The organism is Neobacillus bataviensis, assembly GCF_019969725.1.
Map to the genome: position 1 here is coordinate 707,303 of NZ_JAHXYW010000001.1, position 22,552 is coordinate 729,854.

Here is a 22,552-nt window from a genome sequence, read left to right on the forward strand (position 1 = left end):
CCTACACCCTCTTCGCCTTGTACTGTGCTCTAATACGCGGATCAAAAAATGCGTACATGATATCAGTGCCTAGATTAATAACCGTAAACATTGCTGCTTTAATAAGGACAAGTGATAATACAATAGGCGTATCTTTTAATTGAATTGCCTCAACTAGAAGTCTTCCAATTCCAGGCCATGAAAAAACAGTCTCTATAACCACAGCGCCGCTAATAAGAAAACCAAACTGCAACCCCGAAATGGTAATAATCGGTATCATCGCATTTCGAAGCGCATGTTTAATAATTACTTTATACTCCTTGAGTCCCTTGGCACGTGCTGTTCTGACATAGTCCTGCCTGATTGTTTCCAAAAGGGAAGAACGTGTCATTCGTGTAATTATGGCAAGCGAGTTTGTACCTAAAGCAATTGCCGGTAGAACCAAGGACTTTACCCCACTGAATTCTGAAGATGGAAACCACCCTAAACCTGCGGCAAATATTATGATTAACATTAACCCAAACCAAAAGTTTGGCATTGAAACTCCTATTAAAGCTGTAAATGTTGACGTTGAATCAAATATTGAATTTTGCTTAGCTGCTGAAATAGTTCCCAATATAATTCCTACCACAATAGCAAAAATTAATGCAGCGATGGCAAGAACGAGGGTATTTGGAAATCTCGCCAGAATTTCATCAAGTACTGGTTGCTTTGTTGAATAAGAAATACCAAAATCACCTTGAACAGCATTTCCAATATAATTTAAATAACGGACAATAAATGGCTTATCGAGACCGAGCTCTTTCGTCATCTCAGCATGCGCCTCAGGTGTATAGTTATCACCTAAATACATCTCAACAGGATCACCAGGAGTAAGATCCATAATGGAAAATACAATGAAACTTACTCCCAATAATACTGGAATCAGCATGGCAAGCCTGCGTAGAATAAATTTATGCATCTGGCACCCCCTAAAAATCTAATTGACGTACCTGAAAAAATAAGCTTTTACGAGATTGATAGTTTTTTAGTTACATGCCGATAGGATATCGGCATGTAACTTAGAACAAACCTTATTTACCAAAATACGTCCCATAAATGTAATGCGTTTTTCCAGGATATAAGCCGAAGCCGTTAACTTTTGACTGCATACCTGCATTTAAATGCTCAATGGCGATTGGGATAACGGGAACTTGGTCAGCCACAATTTTCTGTACGTCTGCATAAAGCTGCTTAGCTTCGTCGGGATCTGTTGTTTCACTTGCTTTATCTAACATTGCATCGACTTCTTTCGTTGCCCAGAACGAACGATTGCCTGAAAGTCCAAAGGCTTCAGAATGATAAATAGCTCTAAGCATACTATCAGGATCGATAGATGTTTTTGTCATAAAGAACAGGTCATGTTCACCCTTTCCTGTAGAAGAATAGAATGTTCCTGACTGCATCAACTTGATTTCAACATCAATCCCAATCTTACTAAGCTGCCCCTGAACTACTTCCGCAGCACTTTTTAGAACCTGGGTATCAGGAACCCAAAGCGTTGTCTTAAAGCCATTTGGGTGCCCAGCTTCAGCGAGCAAGCTTTTCGCTTTGTCTAAATTGTAATCATACTTAACGGTATCGGGCACAGAACCAGAAAGGTTTGGTGGAAGCATGGTATTATGAGCCGGAGTTGCGGTACCATTAAAAACGATATCGATAATGTCCTTAGTGTTAAGTGCATAGGCGATTGCTTTTCTGACGCGAACATCATCAAGATTAGGCTTTTTGGTATTGAATCCAAGATAATTTACCGTTGTACTGGTAACTTCCTCCACTTTAAGATTTTTGTTATTCTTGACTTTATCCAAATCAGTAATTGCCAAATCATAAGCTAAGTCAATTTCGCCAGTTTCAAGACCGATAGATCTGTTGATTGCTTCAGGAATATGCTTGAAAATCAATTTCTTAATTTTGGGTTCGCCCTTGTAATAATCAGGAAATGCCTCTAAAACAACATCTCCACCTAGATCCCAAGAGACAAACTTATATGGACCGGCACCAATGGGATGTTTATTAAAATCTTTATCACTCGTAGCTGCCTTTTTGCTTACTATTGCAGCTGCATCAAGTGTCAGCCTGTACAATAGAGCATTAAAAGGTTGTTTTGTCACAAGCTTAATTGTGTAATCATCAACAATAATGATGTCTTTGATAATGAGGTAATTGTAATTTACACCAGGACTTGCTATAGTTCGTTCAAGACTATATTTCACATCTTCAGCTTTCATTTCTTCCCCATTATGAAACTTGACACCCTTACGAAGATGGAAAACGGTTGTTGTTTCATTTTCTACTTCCCAAGATTCTGCAAGGGAAGGTACAATCTTCATATTATTATCAAGAGATACAAGACGGTCAAAAATCTGCGTTGTTATACGGTATGTACCAACCGCGGCTTGAATCTGAGGATCCATATAAACTGGCGCATCTGGAACTCCAATCGTTAGAGTATCCTTTGTACTATTTGTGTCTTTTGCACCATTTCCAGCTTGACTAGAACAACCGGCAAGAACACTGCCAAATAGAATAAGAACGATTAGCAAAACTGACATTTTTCGTCCCATTTCTTCATCCCCTTCTTTTTCTATTTATTTTGAGTTTCATAGATTCTAAATGGAATCTTGCAAAATTTTTGTTTGTCCTGTTAAAAACTTGGTAACGGAGCGTATTCGTTCATCTATATTTCCCACTAGTGACTGCGGTGACTCGCAAAGTGGACTTCCCTTCGAAATCCATATTGCCAACTCAGTAATATCGATATCTGGATGATGTTCAAACCAACCTTCGTTCCGAAACGGTATATCTAGTTCAGCACGGTGGATCTCTCCCCAATACCAGGCATCTGGATCACTTGCACTAATTCTGCTTATCAGGGCCGACCAGTCGATACACCCTTTTCCTATTGGAGAAAGTACTCGGGAGAATCCGCGTCCATTCCAAATAAGGCGTGCATCGTCAACATGGACTTGTCCAATGAGACCCGCAAGACGGTCTGCCGCTGCAATTGGATCCTCCATGCGGACGATAAGGTTTACGGGATCGAATGCAACGCAGAAAAGATCGGGATCGAGTACTTCAAGGAGTCGCCGAACCTCCCAAGAAGTGATTTCCTCGTGTGTCTTAATGAGCACTCGTGACCCTAGAGAACGGAGGTCGGGTTCAAGTCGTTTCAAAAAAGAGGAAACCTCTGCCAATTGATCTGACCAGGCAACCGAACGATTAAAGCGGTCTTCTTCCATACCAACAACCAGCATCACATTGGGTTGTCCGAGCTGGTGAGCTGCCTCCGTTAACTTTAGCAAACCTTTTGCAAGGTTCCCGTTTCCGACTTTCAATGCATCTGAGGATCGCTCTGGCCGGTATGGATTAACCATCCCGATTTGGAGTCCAAGCATGATGCCTGATTCCTGTGCGACTTGCCGGATGTCATCCAATTCCGACTGATCCAATGTCGGACTGGCATTCCGGGCGGTCCCAATGAAACAACCTTTCAGTCCATGATGGAGCGCTTCCTGAATCGAATCCCGTACATCAAATGATGAACCGCAGAAATCCTTCGCGAATATTCCAACTTTCTTAGGCAACTTGTCAAGCATGGGCCCTATCCCCCCTTCTAATACCAAGCTCCTGACAGATATTTTCAATGTGCTGTCTTGAATACTCGATACACTGGATGGCTTCAGGGTACTCAAAGTTCTCTGAATGATGCTGCTGCCAAGTTTTGACCATTCCCTTACGAATACGTTCAGTGTAGTCACGAACGAGTTCAAAATAGGCTGCAAATTCTTCTCGTGAAAGGTCAGGATGCCCCGCGATCCATTCTGGGTTATAAAGTTCTAGAAAGTGCGGCTCACCTTTTACCGCGCCCAATCGTGGAGGATCACATTCAATTGTTAAGTTAAGGTCAGGGCGATATTTGTTCAGTTCAGTTAGCACCGCAGTAAAATCGACAAGACCTGATCCGATCATACGTGACTGGTAATATGCACCATCTCCTATAAGTTCAACATAAGCGTCCTTTAGGTGTGTCTGACGTACGTACGGAGCAATGCGCTTAGCGGCATAGACCGGATGCTCACCCCGAATATGGATGTTACCTGTATCAAAGACTATCCCTACAACATCCTCACCGACAGCTTCAATAAGTCGGAGAATTTCAAATGTTGTAATCTCCTCGTGTGTCTCAAGATTCAAGTGGATCCCGAGGTCCAAAGCAATGGGCTTAAGCTTCATCATAAAGCGCCGTGTGGCCTCTAGTTGCTCTTCCCAGGACACATCAGTTCTGAAGCGGTCTGTAGTGAATCGACCTCTATATTGTTGTTTTATCCCGGCAGTGGAAATCCAAAGCTCTCTAATATCGAATTCTGCGCAAGCTTCCATCATTCTACGAAATCCGAGTAAAGTATCCCCATCTCCGATATCTCGTATCTCAGGTGTTTCGGGAAGCGCAAAGGGATTTACCTTACCAAGACCTGCTTCAAGATAGAGTCCGAGCTCGTCGGCACGCTGACGGACATCACGGATCACAGATTTGTCAAGTTTCGGACTAACATCTAGGATAGTTCGGAAAAACACTCCTTCCATCCCAAGACTTTTGGCATGATCGAGAATGCCTACCGGTCCTCTAAACTTCGCCTCAGGTATTTTTCTACCATCAATTCCAATACGCATTGATATAACCCCTCTCATTTTTAAAATGAATTCAGAATATTCTGATTATTTTACAGAAATTTCGACAACTATGTTGCCCCGTTACTGCAGCCAATGCACATCAGATAGATTAATTTTCCCACCTCCTTTTCCAGTTATTGGCGGATCGGTATCGTTTCAAAATTAGAATTGACCTTCTCCGTTTGAACGATTTTGAACTACTGAATTACCTGTAAGGGTAGCTCTATTACTTGGTAAGTACTTCCTGACAATGGCTTTTCTACTAAAGCCTGCTACTAGACTAGGAAAAACTTGCACCATTAGGCTTAGCACCATGACAAGAAGCGCAAGAATGGTATCTTTCCCTTTTATTGCAAAAAAAGGCTCCGATAAAGGCTACAATTGGGACAATTACCTTTGCAATTTTAGTAATAGCGGCTTCAGAAGGTTTTTGTAAGCCTTTTCAATTTAAACTGCCTTAATGGTGCCATTCATATTTACAAATGTGTTCTTTTCTGTTTTGATAATAATATAAACTATGAAAATTGTGAAATTACCTTTTCTAATACGGGTATTAGCAATTGTTATAATCATGTTGAAAATAATTCAATATAGAAAGGACCTCAAAGATGGATTTTGAATTGAAAGTTTTCTTGGCGGCAGCAGAACTCTGCAATTTTTCTAAAGCAGCAGAAAAATTAAATTTGACTCAGCCTGCAGTCAGCCAGCAGATTAAACACCTTGAAGACCAATTCGGAACTTCTTTATTCATACGTTCGAACAGGCTTAAATTAACACCATCCGGAGAAGCATTAATCCCTTATGCAAAAAAAATCCTTTCCCTTTATAACGAGGCTTTTATCATTGCCACCGAAAAACAATCGGGAAATAGCCCGATTAATATTGGCGCCAGTTTTACCATTGGGGAATACATTCTTCCCGAAATCATCGCTTCCTATAAAAACAGGTTTCCTGACAGTTTCATAAAGGTTCGAGTCAACTATACAAAGGAAACCATCCAAAAATTAATGGATGATCAGATTGATATTGCTTTGGTTGAAGGAGATGTAAAAAAATCTTTCTTGATAGTTGAACCCTTTTGGGAAGATGAGGTTGTCTTCGTTATATCCTCCAAACACCCTTGGGCAAGTAGGGCCGAATTAAAGGTGGAGGATTTAATAAATGAACATTTTATAATTAGAGAGGCCGGCTCTCACAAGTTAGCGGAACAAACGCTTGGTATGTTGGGAATTCATTTGAATGGTTACAACACGACAGAAGTTGGTAGTACTCTAGCAATCAAAAAGTTTGCAGAAATTGAAATGGGCATCGCCATACTTTACTTATCGACAGTAAAAAACGAAGTCAGACAAGGTACTTTAAAAGCTTTACGACTTGCCGGACATCCAATGACTCGTCATTTCCGCTGGGTTATGAAACCAAATAAATACGTAACCAAAAATATAAAAGAATTAAAAAAGGTGGTTTTTGAACCTGAAAGCTGGCTAAATGAAAGTCTCTATAAATAGAAACCAAGGAAATCTGCATTATTGGCATTGAACCATCAAGAGATCCAATTGACCGATAGCTTTATACATGATGACGTCGAAAAAAGCATCGAAAACTTCTGCAAGCTTGTAAATGAAGGCACACGGAATACTGATGAAGTGATTTTAAAACTAATGCTAGAAAAATAATAGTTTCTTAAAAATAGCGAATTTCACTCTCAATTCATAGGGTAGAAACATTCGCTTTTTTTTGTCAATAAAATTAAAAGCGGGTTATTTTTTTTGATAAACACTCCAAATTTTAATCGATGATTCAAAATGTCTGTCTTCGCTATTTCCAAGACGGAATAAATATTAATACCTTTTTGAGGGTTCTTTATTGGGAACAAAAATCTTGGACACCTACGGCGATATTTATCCAATGTAAGTGTATTTAATATCTTTTTAGTACTTTTGCCAATACTTTCTCCACGTTTGTATTTTCGAACAGTTTTCACTTGCATAAAAATAGCCCCCTATGAATTAATATAGGTGACTAAGAGTAAATGTCCTCCACAGTTTCGCTAAACAGTCTTCAACAGTCTAGTCAATTTTGACCGTTTAGACTGTGGAGGGGAAATTTTATTATAAACGTTGAAAGTGTTGCCATGTCGGGACTGCGTGGGAATCGAACCCACCAGACCTGGCACGCAGGTCTCAAGCAGTTTTGAAGTTAGAGGCAAGATATCTTTTTTGGTTCCATTCAGTTTTATGTAATGCTGTAAAGTCTTAAATTAATACACTTTTTAAAATATCATAAATTATTTAGTTTTATCTATTAAAATATAATCTGTGATCAAAGGTGTCACCAGTTTTCTTATATTATTTAAAGGATTAAACAAGTAATTGAGGAGGTTTATTCAAATCTCTTCATCTACCATTTTTCACCCAAAGGTAGCTTTTTCATAATTTAACCAGTGACCTCAACCCTGTCAATTATGGATTTACTTTTAGGATTATAACAGTTTAATTATTAAAAGTATTGATATAATGAAGTTTTAATTAGTTACTTTATGATTGAGTTTTTATTCGGACTAATCTTACACAATTTCATTTTTTATCCAATAATAACTACCTATACTTAAATATTTCCTCTGAATTCAGGCGTTTCACTTCATAAAAAAATACTTGAATGAATTTTTTGGTATTTACTCGAGTTTGAGTTGCTTGTATTGTTGTATTTTTTTGCAATTCCTTGATCCTTTGGTGGACGACGGTAAAATCAAAAAATTTTGAAGCATAATTTTCAAACTTTGGATTTGAAAAATCTGTTAAACCTATAGACGCAAAATGATTTAACGAATGAGTAATCGCCCTGCGAATGCGTTGTTCGGAAGCTTTTATCTCTCGATTAATATCAACTTGTGCAGCTGATAGTCCAAGTTTTTTTTTCGATATTTGTACAAATATCTCTTTAAGGGTTGGAAAATGTTGTTCAAAAGTATGTGTAAGTTCATACTTAAATAAATATTGAAGAATTTCTATTAAATCTTTATGCCCATTTTCTCCTACGATCCCTAATTCAGCCAACAGAAATTCCCCGACCTCTAGAATTCTTTTTTCATTTAAAATATTGGATTTGTCAACTTTTGGCTGATTCAAATTTAATAAACTATTTAAAGAGGTTTGGATAACATTAATCGATCTTTCTAAATTGATCCGTTCTATTACTTTTCGAATAACTGTTAATACTTCAATCCGATTAATTGGTTTGCTAATATAATAATCGATCCCGAGAGAGAAAGCTTCACCAATTAGTTCTTTTGATTCAACTTGTGAAATCATGATAACTTTTCCAGAAAACTCACCTTTTATATGACGAATTGTTTCAATACCATCGCGGATTGGCATTAATAAATCAATAAATAAAATATCGATTTGTTTTAAATTCAAAATGTTTCCTTCTAATAGGCAGCCATCTTCCGCTTCCTCCACCACTTCTCCCAGATCTTCGTCTTCAATTATTTGGCTTAAGATTGAACGAATAGCACTATCATCATCCGTTATAAAAAAACGCATGGAACCACCCTTACCCTTTCTGTATCAAATTAATAATTGGTAACTCGATTGAAAAAACAACGCCGTTGCTATGATTATTCTGGAATAGGATCTCTCCTCCAAGGTCTTTCACTACTTCTTTTACATATGAAAGTCCAATCCCTGTTGAAGGTGTTCCTAAATGATCATACTTCGAGGTAAATCCAGGCTGAAAGATAGCATTTTCATATTTTCCAGGGATGCCAGGTCCAGTATCAGCAACTTGAAATACAACAGTATCACTAAGTTCACGCAGACTTAAACGAACGCTTCCCTTTTCTATAATTGCTTCCACTGCATTCGCTACTAAATTATTGATGAGAGATAACACGGTATAAACATGATAATTGGGATGGTTCCCTTCTACGGAATATAAAAATTTAATCTCTTTTCCTAGTGAGTCGGCATATTTTTTATTTATTTGTATAATTAATTGAATTAATTCAGCAGCATTCATATAGTCTTGAAAACTCTCATTAGTAATTAATTTTGAGAGCCCTGCAAAAATTCGTTGGTTATCTTTTTTAACTTCATGAATTTCACCAGCAATACGTAATAACTTTTGACTAAACTGCTGGTTTAATACATGATGTCGTTGTTCCTGTTCTTTTAAATTGCGATATAAATGATAAGATTCCTTTGTTATATTCTCTACATTTTTTAATGTTTTTTTTAAATAAATCTTTTCTTCATATAAATTGGAAATAAGCATGAGCATATGTTCATTTTGTTTTCTAATTTGTCTTTCCCTCTTCTGTACTTCATACAATTTCATCATATTGAAAAAGCTAAGAACAATAAAACTGTGGGTGAACGCGATCATGATTATCTCACTTAGTTTCGTGAAGGTTATCGTTGTTTCTAATACGAAATATTGAATCATTAGTTCAACCATGTCGGACAAAATTTCGATTAAAAGGCCAATAAATCCGATCATTAAGGGTCTATTTTGAAAGCGGTTGGTTTTCACTAAAAAAAAGAGCAAAGAATAAGTGAAATAATAGAAAAAACTGGGATATTGGGCTTGGAAGGAGGATGTCCAGTCAAAATTCTCCTGCTCAATAAGGTCTAAAAGAATACGAAAATGAACAACCGCTGTTCCTGTTAAAAAACCCGGTAAAACTGCTGGTGTTTTCTGCAGCAATAACAAAAAAAAGAAAAATGCCGGGGCACCTAAGCTTACTCGAAATGTTTCATTTAAAGGATAAAACTTTATTTCACCTGCCAGTGGAACGGTTAATACCATTAGAACAAGAATATAGACGTCTTTTTTAACTAAAGTACTTAGGTTCAAGGAGTCACCTCCCTAGTTTTATTTGAAATCAGTATACAGTCTCAACGACCTCAATACAACGCTAAAATGATTTATAAGAAATCTCTTACTAATTGGGCTCATCTTATTTTTGAAATATATATTTTAGTTTTTTTGTAGTTTTCCGTCAGATTATATAGTTCCAATCATAAATTAAAGATACGTTTTTATGGAAATATTCTGAAAGCGCTTAAAAGTATTCCATTTTTATGTCTTTATACCAGTTCTGTAGAAGGTATTAAAGGCAGGAAGTTTTCATTCAAAAAATAAGAGAGGTGGAAGGATATGGTTGAAGGGATGATTATAGAGCAAAACGATAAGCTTTATAGCCAAAGGAGTGCTTTCTTAGATGAATGGGTTGCACATTATAGATCCTATGCTACTAAAGGGAAAACCGCCAATTATATTCCTGCTTTAAGAACGAAAAACGTATCGCATTTAGGCATTTGCATCATAAAACCGGATGGAACAGCAATAAAGTCAGGGGATTATGAAGTATCTTTCACATTGCAAAGTATATCAAAAGTGCTCAGTTTTATAGCCGCATGCTTGAGCTGTGGAATTTCTTATGTGTTAGAGAGAGTTGATGTAGAACCAACTGGGGATGCCTTTAATTCCATTATTCGTTTAGAAATGCATAAGACGGGAAAGCCGTTTAACCCAATGATTAATGCTGGAGCGATTACCATAGCTTCACTCCTGCCAGGAGAAACTTCACACCAAAAATTAGAAGTTCTTTATAAATTAATCGAAAAATTGATAGGAAAACGCCCAGCCATTAATAAGGAAGTGTATCAATCTGAGTGGAAAACATCTTACCGAAATAGAGCTTTAGCATACTATTTAAAGGAAACGGATTATTTAGAATCGGATGTAGAGGTAACTTTAGAGGTTTACATGAAACAATGTTCGATAGAAGTAAACACTGAAGACATAGCCTTGATTGGACTGATTCTAGCACATGATGGATATCATCCTATTCGTCAAGAACAAGTCCTGCCTAAAAAAGTAGCTAAATTAGCCAAAGCCTTGATGCTTACTTGTGGGATGTACAATGCTTCGGGTAAATTTGCGGCATTTGTCGGTTTGCCAGCCAAAAGTGGTGTATCTGGGGGCATTATGGCACTAGTTCCTCCAAACGTCAGAAGTGAACTGCCTTTTCAAGACGGATGTGGTATTGGTATATATGGACCAGCTATTGATGAATATGGGAATAGCCTAACAGGTGTTATGCTATTGAAACATTTAGCACAAGAATGGGATCTAAGTATTTTCTAATAAGCATCTGCAGAAACTTTGCTTCTGCCAAGTAATAAAAGGAAGACACTAAGTCGCTAGATTTTTATATTTTGATATCAAACTACTAAACTTTTACTGGAGTGATAAACATGCAACAATTACTACATGCCATTATTAGCTTTTCAAATGATTTTCTATGGTCAAAGTTATTGATTATTATGCTAGTTATATTCGGTCTTTATTTCACATTTAAATCGAAATTTGTACAGTTTAGAATGTTGAAAGAAATGGTCCTTGTTTTAATGGAGGGGAGAGCTGTTTCTAAAGAAAGCATTTCCCCATTTCAAGCGTTCTGTGTTGGAATGGCGGCACGCGTTGGAACAGGTAATATCACAGGAATTGCCATTGCAATTGCCTTAGGCGGTCCTGGAGCAGTATTTTGGATGTGGATTATTTCAATTATTAGCTCAGCATCCAGCTTTATTGAAAGTACGTTAGCACAAGTATATAAAGTAAAAGATAAAGACGGTTTCCGCGGCGGCCCATCCTATTATATGGATAAAGGATTAAACAAACGCTGGATGGGAGTATTATTTTCCATTTTAATTACGCTTTCTTTTGGTCTTGTATTCAATTCTGTCCAATCAAATACGGTTACATTTGCTTTTGAAAATGCATTTGGTACAGATCGTTTAACTGTAGGGATTATCATGGCACTTGTTTTCGCTGCGATCATCTTTGGCGGTGTGAAGAGTATTGCAAAACTGGCTGAATACAAGGTTATGCTTTTAGCTGTGTTATACCTTGGTATTGCATTGTTTGTCATAGCTGCAAACATAACAAAAGTTCCGGAAATTCTTACTCTAATTGTGAAAAACGCGTTTGGCTTTGAACAAATGGCAGGTGGTTCACTTGGAGCTGCGCTGATGAATGGAGTTAAACGCGGCTTATTCTCGAATGAAGCTGGTATGGGAAGTGCGCCAAACGTTGCAGCAACAGCAACAACAAGTCATCCGGTCAAACAAGGACTTATTCAAGCTTTTGGCGTATTAACTGATACACTGATTATCTGTACAAGCACAGCATTTATTATTTTACTTTCTGATGCTTACAAACAACCAGGGCTAAATGGTATTGCACTTACACAAGCAGCATTAAGTGAACATATCGGTTCATGGGCATCAGGCTGTCTTGCCATCTTTATTTTACTATTCGGATTCGGTGCGTTAATTGGTAACTATTATTACGGGGAAACAAACATTCGTTTTTTACATACAAGTAAAGCATGGTTGATGCTCTACCGAATTAGTGTATTCGCCATGATTATATTCGGTTCAGTTGCAAAGATTCAACTTGTATGGGATTTAGCAGATTTATTTATGGGCTTCATGGTGATTGTAAACCTAATTGCCATTCTTCTATTATCAAAAGTGGCATTTAGTGCATTAAACGATTACATGAAACAGAAAAAGGATGGTAAAGATCCGGTATTTTATAAAGATACGATTAAGAATCATGAGAACATTGAATGTTGGGAACTCTCTCAAGTTGATTCAACCTTAGAAAAGGAAAAGGCTATATAATCATAAGACGTTTAAACACATGATGGTCTGAATATCTTTAGATTTTTTCTGATAGAATCCTGCGTATTTATCTAAAACAAATCCACTACTTTGACATTCAAGTAGTGGATTTTCTAGTTATCATGATAAGGTTCTTAAACAGCAGTTGAAGCAAAACATGGATTATTATAATAAATAATCTCGGAAAGAATCTTGCATCCTTTCATATTCTTGAAAGCTTCCCTTGCCTCTTTTTCTGTAGTAAATTCGAACATCGACGTATTTCCGTTTGAATAGAGAGTGATGATCCACATTAAGAATTCCCCCAATAAAAGATTACTGTTCCTCTTTTTCATTGACTGATAGATAACTTCTAATACTGTAGCTTAAATTTATAATAGGACCTACACAATCATACAGAAGAATACACTTTTTTGTTAATCCAAGAGCTAGTATGTTAGTTAAAAAAGAGGCTAGTTCTTTATTTTTGTTTTCTTTCTTTATGATTAATCGTTTTCATATTTCCTTTTAACCAATCGAGTAAGTTTTCGTGACGAAATTCTTTGTTTCTATAAACCTTTTCGCATTATATCCAACCCCGGTAACGCGAACCTTCAGCCGGTTTTCTTATTCCAACCATATATGCTGCTAAACGCATATCAACTTGACGAGTCTGTGATGTTTGATAAATTTCTTCAAAGGAAGCGACCATTACGTTTCTCAGTTTTTCAGCAACCTCATCCTCTGACCAATAATATCCTTGATTATTTTGAACCCATTCAAAATAAGAAACGGTGACACCACCTGTACTTGCCAGTATGTCCGGTACAAGGAGGACTCCTCTTTCATCCAAAATTTTTGTCGCTTCAAGGGATGTTGGTCCATTCGCTGCCTCCACCACAATCGCTGCTTTAATACGATCAGCATTTTCTGCTGTAATTTGGTTTGAAATGGCAGCTGGTACAAGAATGTCACATTCTTTTTCAAGCAATTCTTGATTCGTAATGACATTAGTAAATAAATTTGTTATTGTACCGTAACTATCGCGCCGTTCAAGTAAATAATCAATATCAAGTCCTTCTGGATCATATAGAGCACCATTTGCATCTGAAATACCAATCACCTTTGCTCCGGCGTCATGCATGAATTTGGCCAAAAAGCTTCCTGCATTTCCAAAGCCTTGAATGATGATTCGTGCACCTTGCAATTCAATGTTTCTTTTCTTTACAGCTTCTTCAATACAAATTGTTACGCCGCGAGCTGTTGCTGTTTCACGACCTAGTGATCCCCCTAATACAACCGGCTTACCCGTAATAAAACCAGGAGAATCAAATTCACGAAGACGACTGTACTCATCCATCATCCACGCCATGATTTGAGAATTTGTATACACATCGGGTGCCGGAATGTCTTTTGTCGGGCCGACAATTTGGCTGATTGCACGAACATATCCTCGACTTAATCTCTCCAGTTCCCTAAACGACATGGTTCGCGGGTCACAAATTATACCACCTTTTCCACCGCCGTAAGGGAGATTTGCAATCCCGCACTTTAGACTCATCCAAATCGATAACGCTTTTACCTCAGCCTCATTGACTTCAGGATGAAAACGTACTCCACCTTTTGTCGGACCTACTGCATCATTATGTTGTGAGCGGTAACCGGTAAATATTTTAATAGACCCGTCATCCATTCGTACTGGGATACGTACCGTGATCGTTCTAAGTGGTTCTTTAAGCAGCTCATATACATCATCGGTATACCCTAATTTTTGAACCGCCTCTTTTATGATCAACTGAGTTGAACTTAATAAATCTATTGTTTCACTTTGCTTTTCACCTGGCTTTTGGATTTGTTCACTATTAACAAGTACTGTCATTTTTCTTTGCACCTCTTAGTCTATAAAATGGTTAATTTGAACCCAATCATCTAATAGAATTCTTTCATGCTGAAGTATGAAATTTGGGAAATCCCCACCTCTTGAATCCTAAAAATGAAATGAACAAAAAAGTATTTGAAGCCCTGTTTTCTTCACCTGCTCTACTCAGGTTAACTCTTCACTATTATCCAAAATATTAAACGCTTTCACATTTTCTTTATTAAAAACGTAGCTTTACTTTATAATAGGAACTACATAATGATACGGAAAAATACAAAAATAGGATGAATTTTTTTTTAAAAGTCTCCCTTTAATTTCGAGTTAAATAAATACTTTTGTCCTAAAACCGGTTGCCTATTTTTACGGAATCTTAAACATTCATATCAGGATATAGTGCATCAACCTCTCCTACCCATATACCAAGCAGTTCCTTAAAGGCACCTGGATATCCACCAATTCTTACACTATCATCTTCATCAACAATGCCACTAAAGAAGGTTGTTATGAATGTACCGCCCCTACTTACAAATTTATTAATATTTTCTATTGAGGCATCACTAACCATATATAAAAGAGGAGCTATTACTATTTCATATTTTGATAAATCTGAGGTAGGTTCAACTATGTCTAACGGTATATTTAAATCATATAAGGCTTTATAATATTTCATTATTCTATCAATATATGTTAAATCTACACTAGAACCACTTGAATATTCAACTCCCCACCAATTAGCCCAATCCATAATTATTGCTACCTTTGATTCAGTTCTAGAATCAATTATTTTATCCTGAAGGTATTGTAATTCCTTGCCTAATTTGCTTAGTTCTTTTCCGATCCGCGTATTTTCATGTCCAACATGAGGCACCATAGCAGCATGAAATTTTTCACAGGCTCCTAGAGATTGCCTCCATTGAAAAAACATTATTCCATCTGCACCGTGGGCTATACATTGATAGCTTAACAGCCTCATTACACCTGGTCTTTTTTGAGCATTAAAGGCCTGCCAATTTTGCTGACTAGGGGTTTGCTCCATCAATAAAAAGGGTTTTCCTTTTTTTAATCCTCTTATCACATCATGTCTAAAAGCAATTACACTTGGATGATCTTTATTGGACGGATAACTATCCCAAGAAGCAACATCACATTGTTCTCCCCACCTAAATAAGTCTAACTCATGGCTAATACTCCATATATTAGTAGTATAGATGTTTCTTTATGATATTTTCTTATTTCCTGCACTTCTCCATTAAAGCATTCTAACAAACCATGATCAGGGTTATGGAAAATATCTTTTCTCATAACTGGTGAAAGTGGTAGCCGACAAACAGTACTACATTGCAAATAAAAAATTCCGCTAAGATATATTAGCGGAATAAAATAAATATTTGTCTTTTTTGACTTGCACATTCTGTTCTCAAGCAGGTTTGAAGTTGGTGTATTTCTATATTTGTTAGTTAATATTAGTTATTGAAAATCTTTGGACAGTCCTCAGACTACCTAATCCAAACCCCGTTCTTATCAAAGAGATAGGATATGCGGCCGATGGTTAAAGTGCCTGTTGCCATGACGCCGTTACTGTTGAAGTAGAACCAGACATTGCCGATTTTCAACCATCCGACCTGCATCACACCGCTGCTCTTAAAGTAATACCAATTCATTCCGCTCTTCAACCAGGCCGTCTTCATGGCTCCATTATCAGCGAAGAAGTACCACACCGAACCAGCTTTCATCCAGCCGGTGGCCATCACGCCGTTGCCATTAAAGAAGTACCACACCGTGCCAACCTTCAACCAGCCAGTAACCATCGCACCACTGCTGTTCATGAAATACCAGTTCGACCCGTCCTTTACCCAACCGGTTTGCATCGCACCCGTGCTATCAGCAAAATACCAGGTCGAACCGACCTTATACCAGCCAACCTTCTTCTGGAAGGTCGTAGTGTCGTAATAAACCCATTTACCATTTTCCTTAACCCAGCCTGATTTCGGCTTTGGTGGTTCTGGATTTACTACTTTTGAATTAACATACAATCTTCCTTCAGTCATCATGGTCATTTCATTTCCATTATTATCCTCAACTATAACCTCTACCTGTCCGCCGTTTAGTACAATGTCCTTTGCCTTTGGAACAATCCATTGTCCAACATAATGACCTGTACCTTTTCCAGCTGCATCTAGTTCCTCTTTCATTGGCATTTCAATGGCAGAACCAGTTGTTGTTTGTATACCCTTAGGCTCATTTACATTACCTATAGGTGAAATAATTCTAAATACTGCCCTCTTTAATTCTGATTCTGAATCAAATTCAACCTTAACTACATCATCAGAATTTAATTTTAAATCTTGATCTGGTTTCAAATTAGTAATACCTGTTATTGAATATTTTACATTTACAGTTGCGCTCTTATCTGTTTCATTTCCTGCCTTGTCTCTAGCAACAACATTTATTACATTTTCCCCTTCCTTGGACATAAGCTTTGCTGCCCATTTCCCATTTGAATCTATGCCTGTCTTTGTTCCGTTAACTTCAACATATTCTAAATAATCATCTTTAGCTGTTCCTGTTACAGTTATAACCCGATCATTTATATTTGCGTTATTATGTGGGCTTGTAATTTCTAAAACTGGTGCTGTCTTGTCTACTATAACCTTTATTTCCTTCGAATAAGGAGTGGATCCGATATCTGTAATAGTTTTCGCCTTCAGAATATTAACTCCCTCTTGAAGTACAGCATTAATTAAGAAGCTTCCATCATCATTTGTCTTTCCATTTGCTATATCTTCATCTTTGCTAAATATATGAACGTCCATTCCTGGAGCTGCCATACCTTTTATTGTTACGTTTTCATTATTAAAATATGAGTTGTCCGCTGGTAAGGTAATAACTGGAGCTAGTGCTTCAAGCTTAATTGTTGCTCTAATCATCATGTTTCCAAAATCTTTATTCGCTAAAGTGAAGGGGCCTCCCTTTACAAACTGCCATGATCTTTGTGCTGCTATTGAATTTTTATCCAACATAATTGCTGGGCTTAGAGGAGCTATCTTATCCTGTATAAAAACCATATAAAAATCGCCTGTTACCACAATTTGCTCCGAGGTTAAATCAACAACTGTCCATTTTCCTTCCTCTCTAGTAGTAGTTGCATTAAATGGCCCTGCGATTATTTTTCCAGGAGCGCCATCCTTTCCACTTGCATCATAAACTGCCACCTTAAATGTATTTCCACCTGGTATTGGCCACTTTGGATCAAACATAAATAACCCAGAAGTTACTATTGCTGAGGTCTGTCCCTCTGGAAGTGACATTCTTACCGCATAGCCGCCTCCTGCATCCCATTGATTCACTGAATATTCTGGTGTTCCATCATCATAGCCTATCTCTCCTGGAAAATTTATAAATGGTTTTAGCTGAATATCATGTGAGACATTTTCATTACCCGTAATATCTACAGTAAATTTCTCATCAAAATAGTTCTCTGCTGTAACCTGTACTGTATATTTACCTTCATATGCAGTTATTGAGTAATTACCCTCTGCATCAGTTGTAACTGGTGCTACTGCTGCATCCTCAATTACGTAAACTTTAGCACCTTTCACAGGTTTTCCTGTTTGGGCATTAATGATTTTACCTTTTAATGTTCCCTTAGGTATTGGAACCATTGTAAAGTTTGCATTTTCAAGAACTTGGTTTTCTGTTACTTGAAGCTTCTGATCCTGTGGATAGTATCCATAGGTTTCAGCTCTTAATGTATACTCTCCTGCTTTAACCTTAAAACTATATGAGCCGTCTAGCGGATTTGTTTTTGTTGAACGACCATTTTCAACAATAGATACTGTAGCTGGTAATGGAAGTCCTGCTATATTAGCATTTGTCTCTACAGAATTTATTATTTGTTCTTTTGGGCTGTTGCTTAAAGCTGATGTGCCACCTGATGCTGCGAATAGGTTTGTTAATCTATTCATCAGTTCTTTAGGGATGTTGCTTAAATTTGATGTGCTGCCTGATGCTGCAGATTTATTTGTTAATCTAACATCATCTATAAACCATCCCTGATGATTATTGGCGTCAGCAGACATAAATAAAAATACGATATTTATTTTCTTTCCTGCATATTGGCTTAGATCTATTTCCTCATTTGAATATCCTCCTGTCGTAGTGCCTACATATGCTGCTGTTAATTGAACATCCTCAGAGCCGTCAGCTACAACCCCAACACCTGCAAGGGTATTTTCTCCTATATCATACCAATTTTTAAACTGTAAATAAGCCTTCCCTTCCGGCAGGACAATATCAGGCGTTTTCATTGCCATAACTTGATTTCCTGAATACGTTCCTTCAAGATTAGTAGCTAAAACCTTTTCTCCCGAGGCTGCTGCCTTAGGTCCTGTTGTTGGTTTTCCCCACTTCCATTGATTCGGCGCTCCGGGAATGTTTTCCCATCCTGTCATGTCTGTTTCAAAATCATTAAAGTATCCTATTGTAAGTGCAGGTTTAACAATTATTGTATAGATATCACTTGTAACCTCGTTCTTTCCAAAGTCAATTATTCTCCATCTGTAAGATAGATTTGATTCTACTACTCTATCAGCTGGAATTACAGCTTCATAGCTTCCTGACTTGTAGTCCCCACTCTTCCTTTCAGCTGCAACCGTTGTCCACTCATCCGATGGATTATTTCTATATTGAAGCTCAACTGTCTCAACGCTTACATTATCCTGTACATCTATTTTTAAATCTTGTTTCAATCCTTCATATGTCTCTGTAACAGGTATATGTTTAAATGTTGATGGAATTGTATCCTCGGCTTCTTGTGATACTTGGCCTTTAATCTCAGAAATTCCTTGCATAACTGATGTTACAGCCTTAAAAGCATTTATAACACCATATCCATATCCATTGTTAGGGGTATTAGGATATTCAGAGTCAGTACAAGGAGTTGCTGTTTGCTCTATTATTTTTTCTATTTCATCTACAGTTAAAGATGAATTGGCTTGTCGAAGTAATGCAACAAGTCCTGATGTATGTGGACCTGCCATCGAGGTTCCATTCCATCCACCCTCATATTTACCACCTGGAACAGAAGATCTTATATTAACTCCAGGTGCTGAAATTTCTGGCTTAATTATTCCACCATATGGTGATGGCCCCCTTAATGAGAAGCCAGCTAACTTGTTGTTTATGTCAGTTGCTCCTGTTGCAAAGGATTCTGGATAGTTTGCAGGATTAGCAACTGATCCTGGTCCACCAGAATTGTAAGGGGTTGTATTTCCTGCTGAAAATTCTGGAAATATATTTGCTGCTCTCCAGTTTGTTATAATTGTTCTATACCAATCATCTATTCCAGGGCTGCCTCCCCATGAGTTATTAATAACATCAGGAGCCATTTCTGGATGTGGTACTCCATTTCTATCTTTAGGAGCAAGCATCCATTCACCAGCTTCTATTAAATCAGCATCTTCTCCACCCTCTTCTGTAAATGCCTTAGCAGCTATCCACTTTGCTCCTGGCGCAACACCTATCTTATTTGTTCCATTTGGTTCTGAACCAACCATAGTACCCACTGTATGGGTTCCATGACCGACATCATCGTACGGTACTGAACCGTTAGTTTCAGTTGCATCAAACCAATTGAATTCATGATTTGGATTATCTGGATTAGCTGGGTCATATCCTCTATATTTTGTCTTTAATGCCGGGTGATCCCACTGAACTCCTGTATCTATGCTGCCAACGACTATCCCTGTTCCATCTATTCCCAAGGTCCAAACGTCAGGCGCCCCAATTTTTTTAAGACTCCATTCTACATTATCAACCGCTTGAACAGCAGCTCCAGTAGTTTTTTCAGGCTCGATTAACTTTGTAATTCCATTAGGTTTTATACTTTCAACCTCAGGCATAGCTGCTATGTTTTTCATAACTTCCTCTGTTGCTGTAACTGCCATACCATTTACTATGTAAAAAGATTTAATATCCTTTACATTTCCGTTATTTTTTTCTTTTTCTAAATACTTCTTCAAATTACTCTGTGATGAATCTGCTTTAATTCTTAATTCAGAAACGATTGATGAACGAACTACTAACTCTTTTTTTACATTTGATAGTTGCTTATTCTTAGCCTTAGCTTCATTAGCAACCTTTACTGTATCTACCTGATCCTTAAATTTAACAAGAAAGGTATTTTTAGACTTGTTGGCAAATTCTTTTTCAAGTTCTGGACTTATTTTATTCTCTATTACTTCTTTAGATTCCTGGTTATAGCTATTCATATTATTTTCATTTGCATAAGCCTTAACATATTTTCCAGCAGGTGCAGCAAATGAACTTATGGTAAGTAGGAAAGCTATCGACAATGCAAGCCATTTTTTGTAGATTTTTATCATGTTTATACCTCCATATTGGATCCGGTCTTAGTGTCATATCTGGATGAGACGGATCAATCCCCGTATCAATGACACCAACAACCATTCCTTTTCCATCATAACCTGTATTCCAAGTTTGAATGGCTTGTACCATAGCTTTACTAGTCAGCATATTGGGTTTTTCTTTTGGTCTTTCATATTCATTTACAAGATTTACAGATTCTACATTTGGTAAACTCTCAAGTTCATCAATCTGACTAAATTCGATTTCTCCACTGACACCGTTAACAACTGTTGTAAATGTGTTTTTAACTTAAAAATTAATTTCCTCTTCTTTAACATCTGTTAAAAACTCCTTTTGCTCGACTTTAATTTCTGTTTGCAACACTACTTTTTTTGCTTCTGGTAAATCTTTATATTTTACACCTTTTTCAATAGAATAGGAGCTTGCTGCATCTCCTTCTAACTCAACGATAACACGAACTTTGTCGTGTTCTTTTAGTTCTGTCGGTACTACCGCAGTCTCTTGATCTGAGCGGTCTCGTCTAATCAGTTCATCAGGTTTTACCAATTCTACCTTTACAGTTTCTACACTTGCAGCACCTGCAAAAGTCGCTGAACCTGAAATGGTTAATAATGATGCCAACCCTATCGCTGTGAACTTTTTCAATTTTTGACGTTTCTTTAATCGCCTCTCCCCTTCTCTTTATTTTTTGGCAATAAAAAAAAAATGTCCCCCCTACAAAAAACTCAAAACATTTCCCATACTGATCATTACTTTTTTTATAGTAATAGTATCAGTATGTCTAAGATTTAGAGATTCATTGCAAGTGCTTAGAAGTTCTTGCACCACAATGAAAGATTAATATAAGTTGCTTTTAGTTCGTGTTCTTGGCTGCTGCAACTTATATTAAAAATTTTAAATTTTTATGAATTTTTTGTAAAATCACGAAATGTTATGGTAACCATAACATTATTTTATTGATATTCAGCACTATACTAATATGCACCAGTCCAAAAAATCTGGTTATGGTCTACAGATATAAAAAAAGAATAAAGCGTATTTATTCTCTAGAGGAATCGCATCTTATACTACAACTTAACAATCGATGGAAAACATACTAAAAAGCCAAGGCTTTTTTCAAGAAGCACTTAGCTGATACCGCGATCTTTTATCGCCATTACGTTCATCTCCTTCGTATATATTATACGCGAACAAATGTTCTATATGTAAATAAAAATTAAAACGCCACCCGTTAAGGTGACGCAATGGTTATTTAAATACGTTATTCAACGGAGAGTGCGCGCTGTTCTGATTCTGTATGTCTATGTTTGTCATTTTTACATAACGTCGCAACATATTCATATGAGAGTGCCCGAGTATGCGCTACAAGCTAAACGGATCGCCTCCGTTTAGTTTCGCAGTCCTTGCGGATATCGGAACCACATGGCCGACTCGAGTCTTCGTGTCCGCTGCTTCGGCCGCATCAATCTACGATATTCCTCAACGGTGAACGCCTCAACGACATCTATTGGCGCTTTAATCGGCTTAAAGCGTTTATGTATCGCCTCATGAATCCACGCTTTATCCTCGTAATAATAACGTAAGAAAGCACGCATAGTCCTAACGCGAATATTAACTGTACCTGGAGTGTAATTCATTTCTTCGATCATATACATAATCCATCCGACGAATAATTCGGTAGTCATCTCATCCGCTGATATTTCTTTTCCGATATAAGTCTTAAAATATCCAAAATTATTATAGTGCTCTTGGATCGTCCGTTTTGGCACCCTTCGCCCTTCTTTACGAGCATAAACTCCTCCAACATCTCCGTAATAGTTAGCATGACTTCAACCGGAACCGGCCATTTTCTTCGAGTTAAACCTTTCCGCATCATAAATAAAAATCCCCTTCCGCAAAAATTAATAGCGTAAGAGGA

Annotated in this window: 17 protein-coding genes; 3 read left to right on the forward strand and 14 right to left on the reverse strand. The window is 37.4% G+C overall.

Annotated features, from left to right (window positions below):
- Position 1: 1 nt before the first annotated feature.
- The 4 genes from nikB to LC455_RS03460 form a co-directional block, all read right to left on the reverse strand.
- On the reverse strand, positions 2 to 940 hold the full coding sequence (gene nikB / locus LC455_RS03445) for a nickel ABC transporter permease (protein ID WP_223588201.1): 939 nt from the start codon (positions 938 to 940) through the stop codon (positions 2 to 4).
- A 112-nt stretch (positions 941 to 1,052) separates the two neighbouring features.
- On the reverse strand, positions 1,053 to 2,585 hold the full coding sequence (locus LC455_RS03450) for an ABC transporter substrate-binding protein (RefSeq protein ID WP_223588203.1): 1,533 nt from the start codon (positions 2,583 to 2,585) through the stop codon (positions 1,053 to 1,055).
- A 45-nt stretch (positions 2,586 to 2,630) separates the two neighbouring features.
- On the reverse strand, positions 2,631 to 3,617 hold the full coding sequence (locus tag LC455_RS03455) for a sugar phosphate isomerase/epimerase family protein (RefSeq protein WP_223588205.1): 987 nt from the start codon (positions 3,615 to 3,617) through the stop codon (positions 2,631 to 2,633).
- Positions 3,610 to 4,692, reverse strand: a complete 1,083-nt coding sequence (locus tag LC455_RS03460) for a sugar phosphate isomerase/epimerase family protein (RefSeq protein WP_223588207.1) — start codon at positions 4,690 to 4,692, stop codon at positions 3,610 to 3,612. The genes LC455_RS03455 and LC455_RS03460 overlap by 8 nt, the downstream gene beginning before the upstream one ends.
- 620 nt (positions 4,693 to 5,312) lie before the next feature.
- On the opposite strand from LC455_RS03460, the gene LC455_RS03465 reads away from it, so the two are divergent.
- Positions 5,313 to 6,200, forward strand: coding sequence for a LysR family transcriptional regulator (locus tag LC455_RS03465; RefSeq protein ID WP_223588209.1), 888 nt, complete (start codon positions 5,313 to 5,315; stop codon positions 6,198 to 6,200).
- Between the two features lie 197 nt (positions 6,201 to 6,397).
- Here LC455_RS03465 and LC455_RS03470 read toward each other — a convergent pair whose 3' ends face one another.
- The 3 genes from LC455_RS03470 to LC455_RS03480 form a co-directional block, all read right to left on the reverse strand.
- Entirely contained in the window at positions 6,398 to 6,682 is a 285-nt protein-coding gene (locus tag LC455_RS03470; protein WP_223588211.1) for a hypothetical protein, read from the reverse strand.
- Positions 6,683 to 7,289: 607 nt separating this feature from the next.
- On the reverse strand, positions 7,290 to 8,237 hold the full coding sequence (locus LC455_RS03475) for a response regulator (RefSeq protein WP_223588213.1): 948 nt from the start codon (positions 8,235 to 8,237) through the stop codon (positions 7,290 to 7,292).
- Positions 8,238 to 8,247: 10 nt separating this feature from the next.
- The gene (locus LC455_RS03480) at positions 8,248 to 9,501 is read right to left on the reverse strand and encodes a sensor histidine kinase (RefSeq protein ID WP_223588696.1); all 1,254 of its coding nucleotides are present in this window, start codon (positions 9,499 to 9,501) and stop codon (positions 8,248 to 8,250) included.
- Positions 9,502 to 9,864: 363 nt separating this feature from the next.
- On the opposite strand from LC455_RS03480, the gene LC455_RS03485 reads away from it, so the two are divergent.
- Entirely contained in the window at positions 9,865 to 10,845 is a 981-nt protein-coding gene (locus tag LC455_RS03485; protein WP_223588697.1) for a glutaminase, read from the forward strand.
- A 110-nt stretch (positions 10,846 to 10,955) separates the two neighbouring features.
- Positions 10,956 to 12,389 (forward strand): alanine/glycine:cation symporter family protein, encoded by a 1,434-nt coding sequence (locus tag LC455_RS03490; protein WP_223588215.1) that lies wholly within the window; start codon positions 10,956 to 10,958, stop codon positions 12,387 to 12,389.
- A 134-nt stretch (positions 12,390 to 12,523) separates the two neighbouring features.
- Here LC455_RS03490 and LC455_RS03495 read toward each other — a convergent pair whose 3' ends face one another.
- From LC455_RS03495 to LC455_RS03525, 7 genes are all read right to left on the reverse strand, one after another.
- Positions 12,524 to 12,682 carry a hypothetical protein gene (locus tag LC455_RS03495; RefSeq protein ID WP_223588217.1) on the reverse strand — a complete coding sequence of 53 codons (159 nt, stop codon included), beginning with the start codon at positions 12,680 to 12,682 and terminating at the stop codon, positions 12,524 to 12,526.
- Between the two features lie 272 nt (positions 12,683 to 12,954).
- Complete coding sequence (locus LC455_RS03500) at positions 12,955 to 14,247, reverse strand: Glu/Leu/Phe/Val family dehydrogenase (protein WP_223588219.1); 1,293 nt, start codon at positions 14,245 to 14,247, stop codon at positions 12,955 to 12,957.
- 370 nt (positions 14,248 to 14,617) lie between these two features.
- Positions 14,618 to 15,457, reverse strand: a complete 840-nt coding sequence (locus LC455_RS03505; RefSeq protein ID WP_223588699.1) for a beta-galactosidase — start codon at positions 15,455 to 15,457, stop codon at positions 14,618 to 14,620.
- A gap of 286 nt (positions 15,458 to 15,743) precedes the next feature.
- Positions 15,744 to 20,630, reverse strand: coding sequence for a S8 family peptidase (locus LC455_RS03510; RefSeq protein WP_223588221.1), 4,887 nt, complete (start codon positions 20,628 to 20,630; stop codon positions 15,744 to 15,746).
- Positions 20,539 to 20,781: a S8 family serine peptidase gene (locus LC455_RS31860; protein WP_369075749.1), complete on the reverse strand. Its 243-nt coding sequence runs from the start codon at positions 20,779 to 20,781 to the stop codon at positions 20,539 to 20,541. The genes LC455_RS03510 and LC455_RS31860 overlap by 92 nt, the downstream gene beginning before the upstream one ends.
- A gap of 141 nt (positions 20,782 to 20,922) precedes the next feature.
- On the reverse strand, positions 20,923 to 21,279 hold the full coding sequence (locus tag LC455_RS03520) for a hypothetical protein (protein ID WP_223588223.1): 357 nt from the start codon (positions 21,277 to 21,279) through the stop codon (positions 20,923 to 20,925).
- Positions 21,280 to 22,022: 743 nt separating this feature from the next.
- Positions 22,023 to 22,403 (reverse strand): phage integrase SAM-like domain-containing protein, encoded by a 381-nt coding sequence (locus LC455_RS03525; protein WP_223588224.1) that lies wholly within the window; start codon positions 22,401 to 22,403, stop codon positions 22,023 to 22,025.
- Between the last annotated feature and the right edge of the window lie 149 nt (positions 22,404 to 22,552).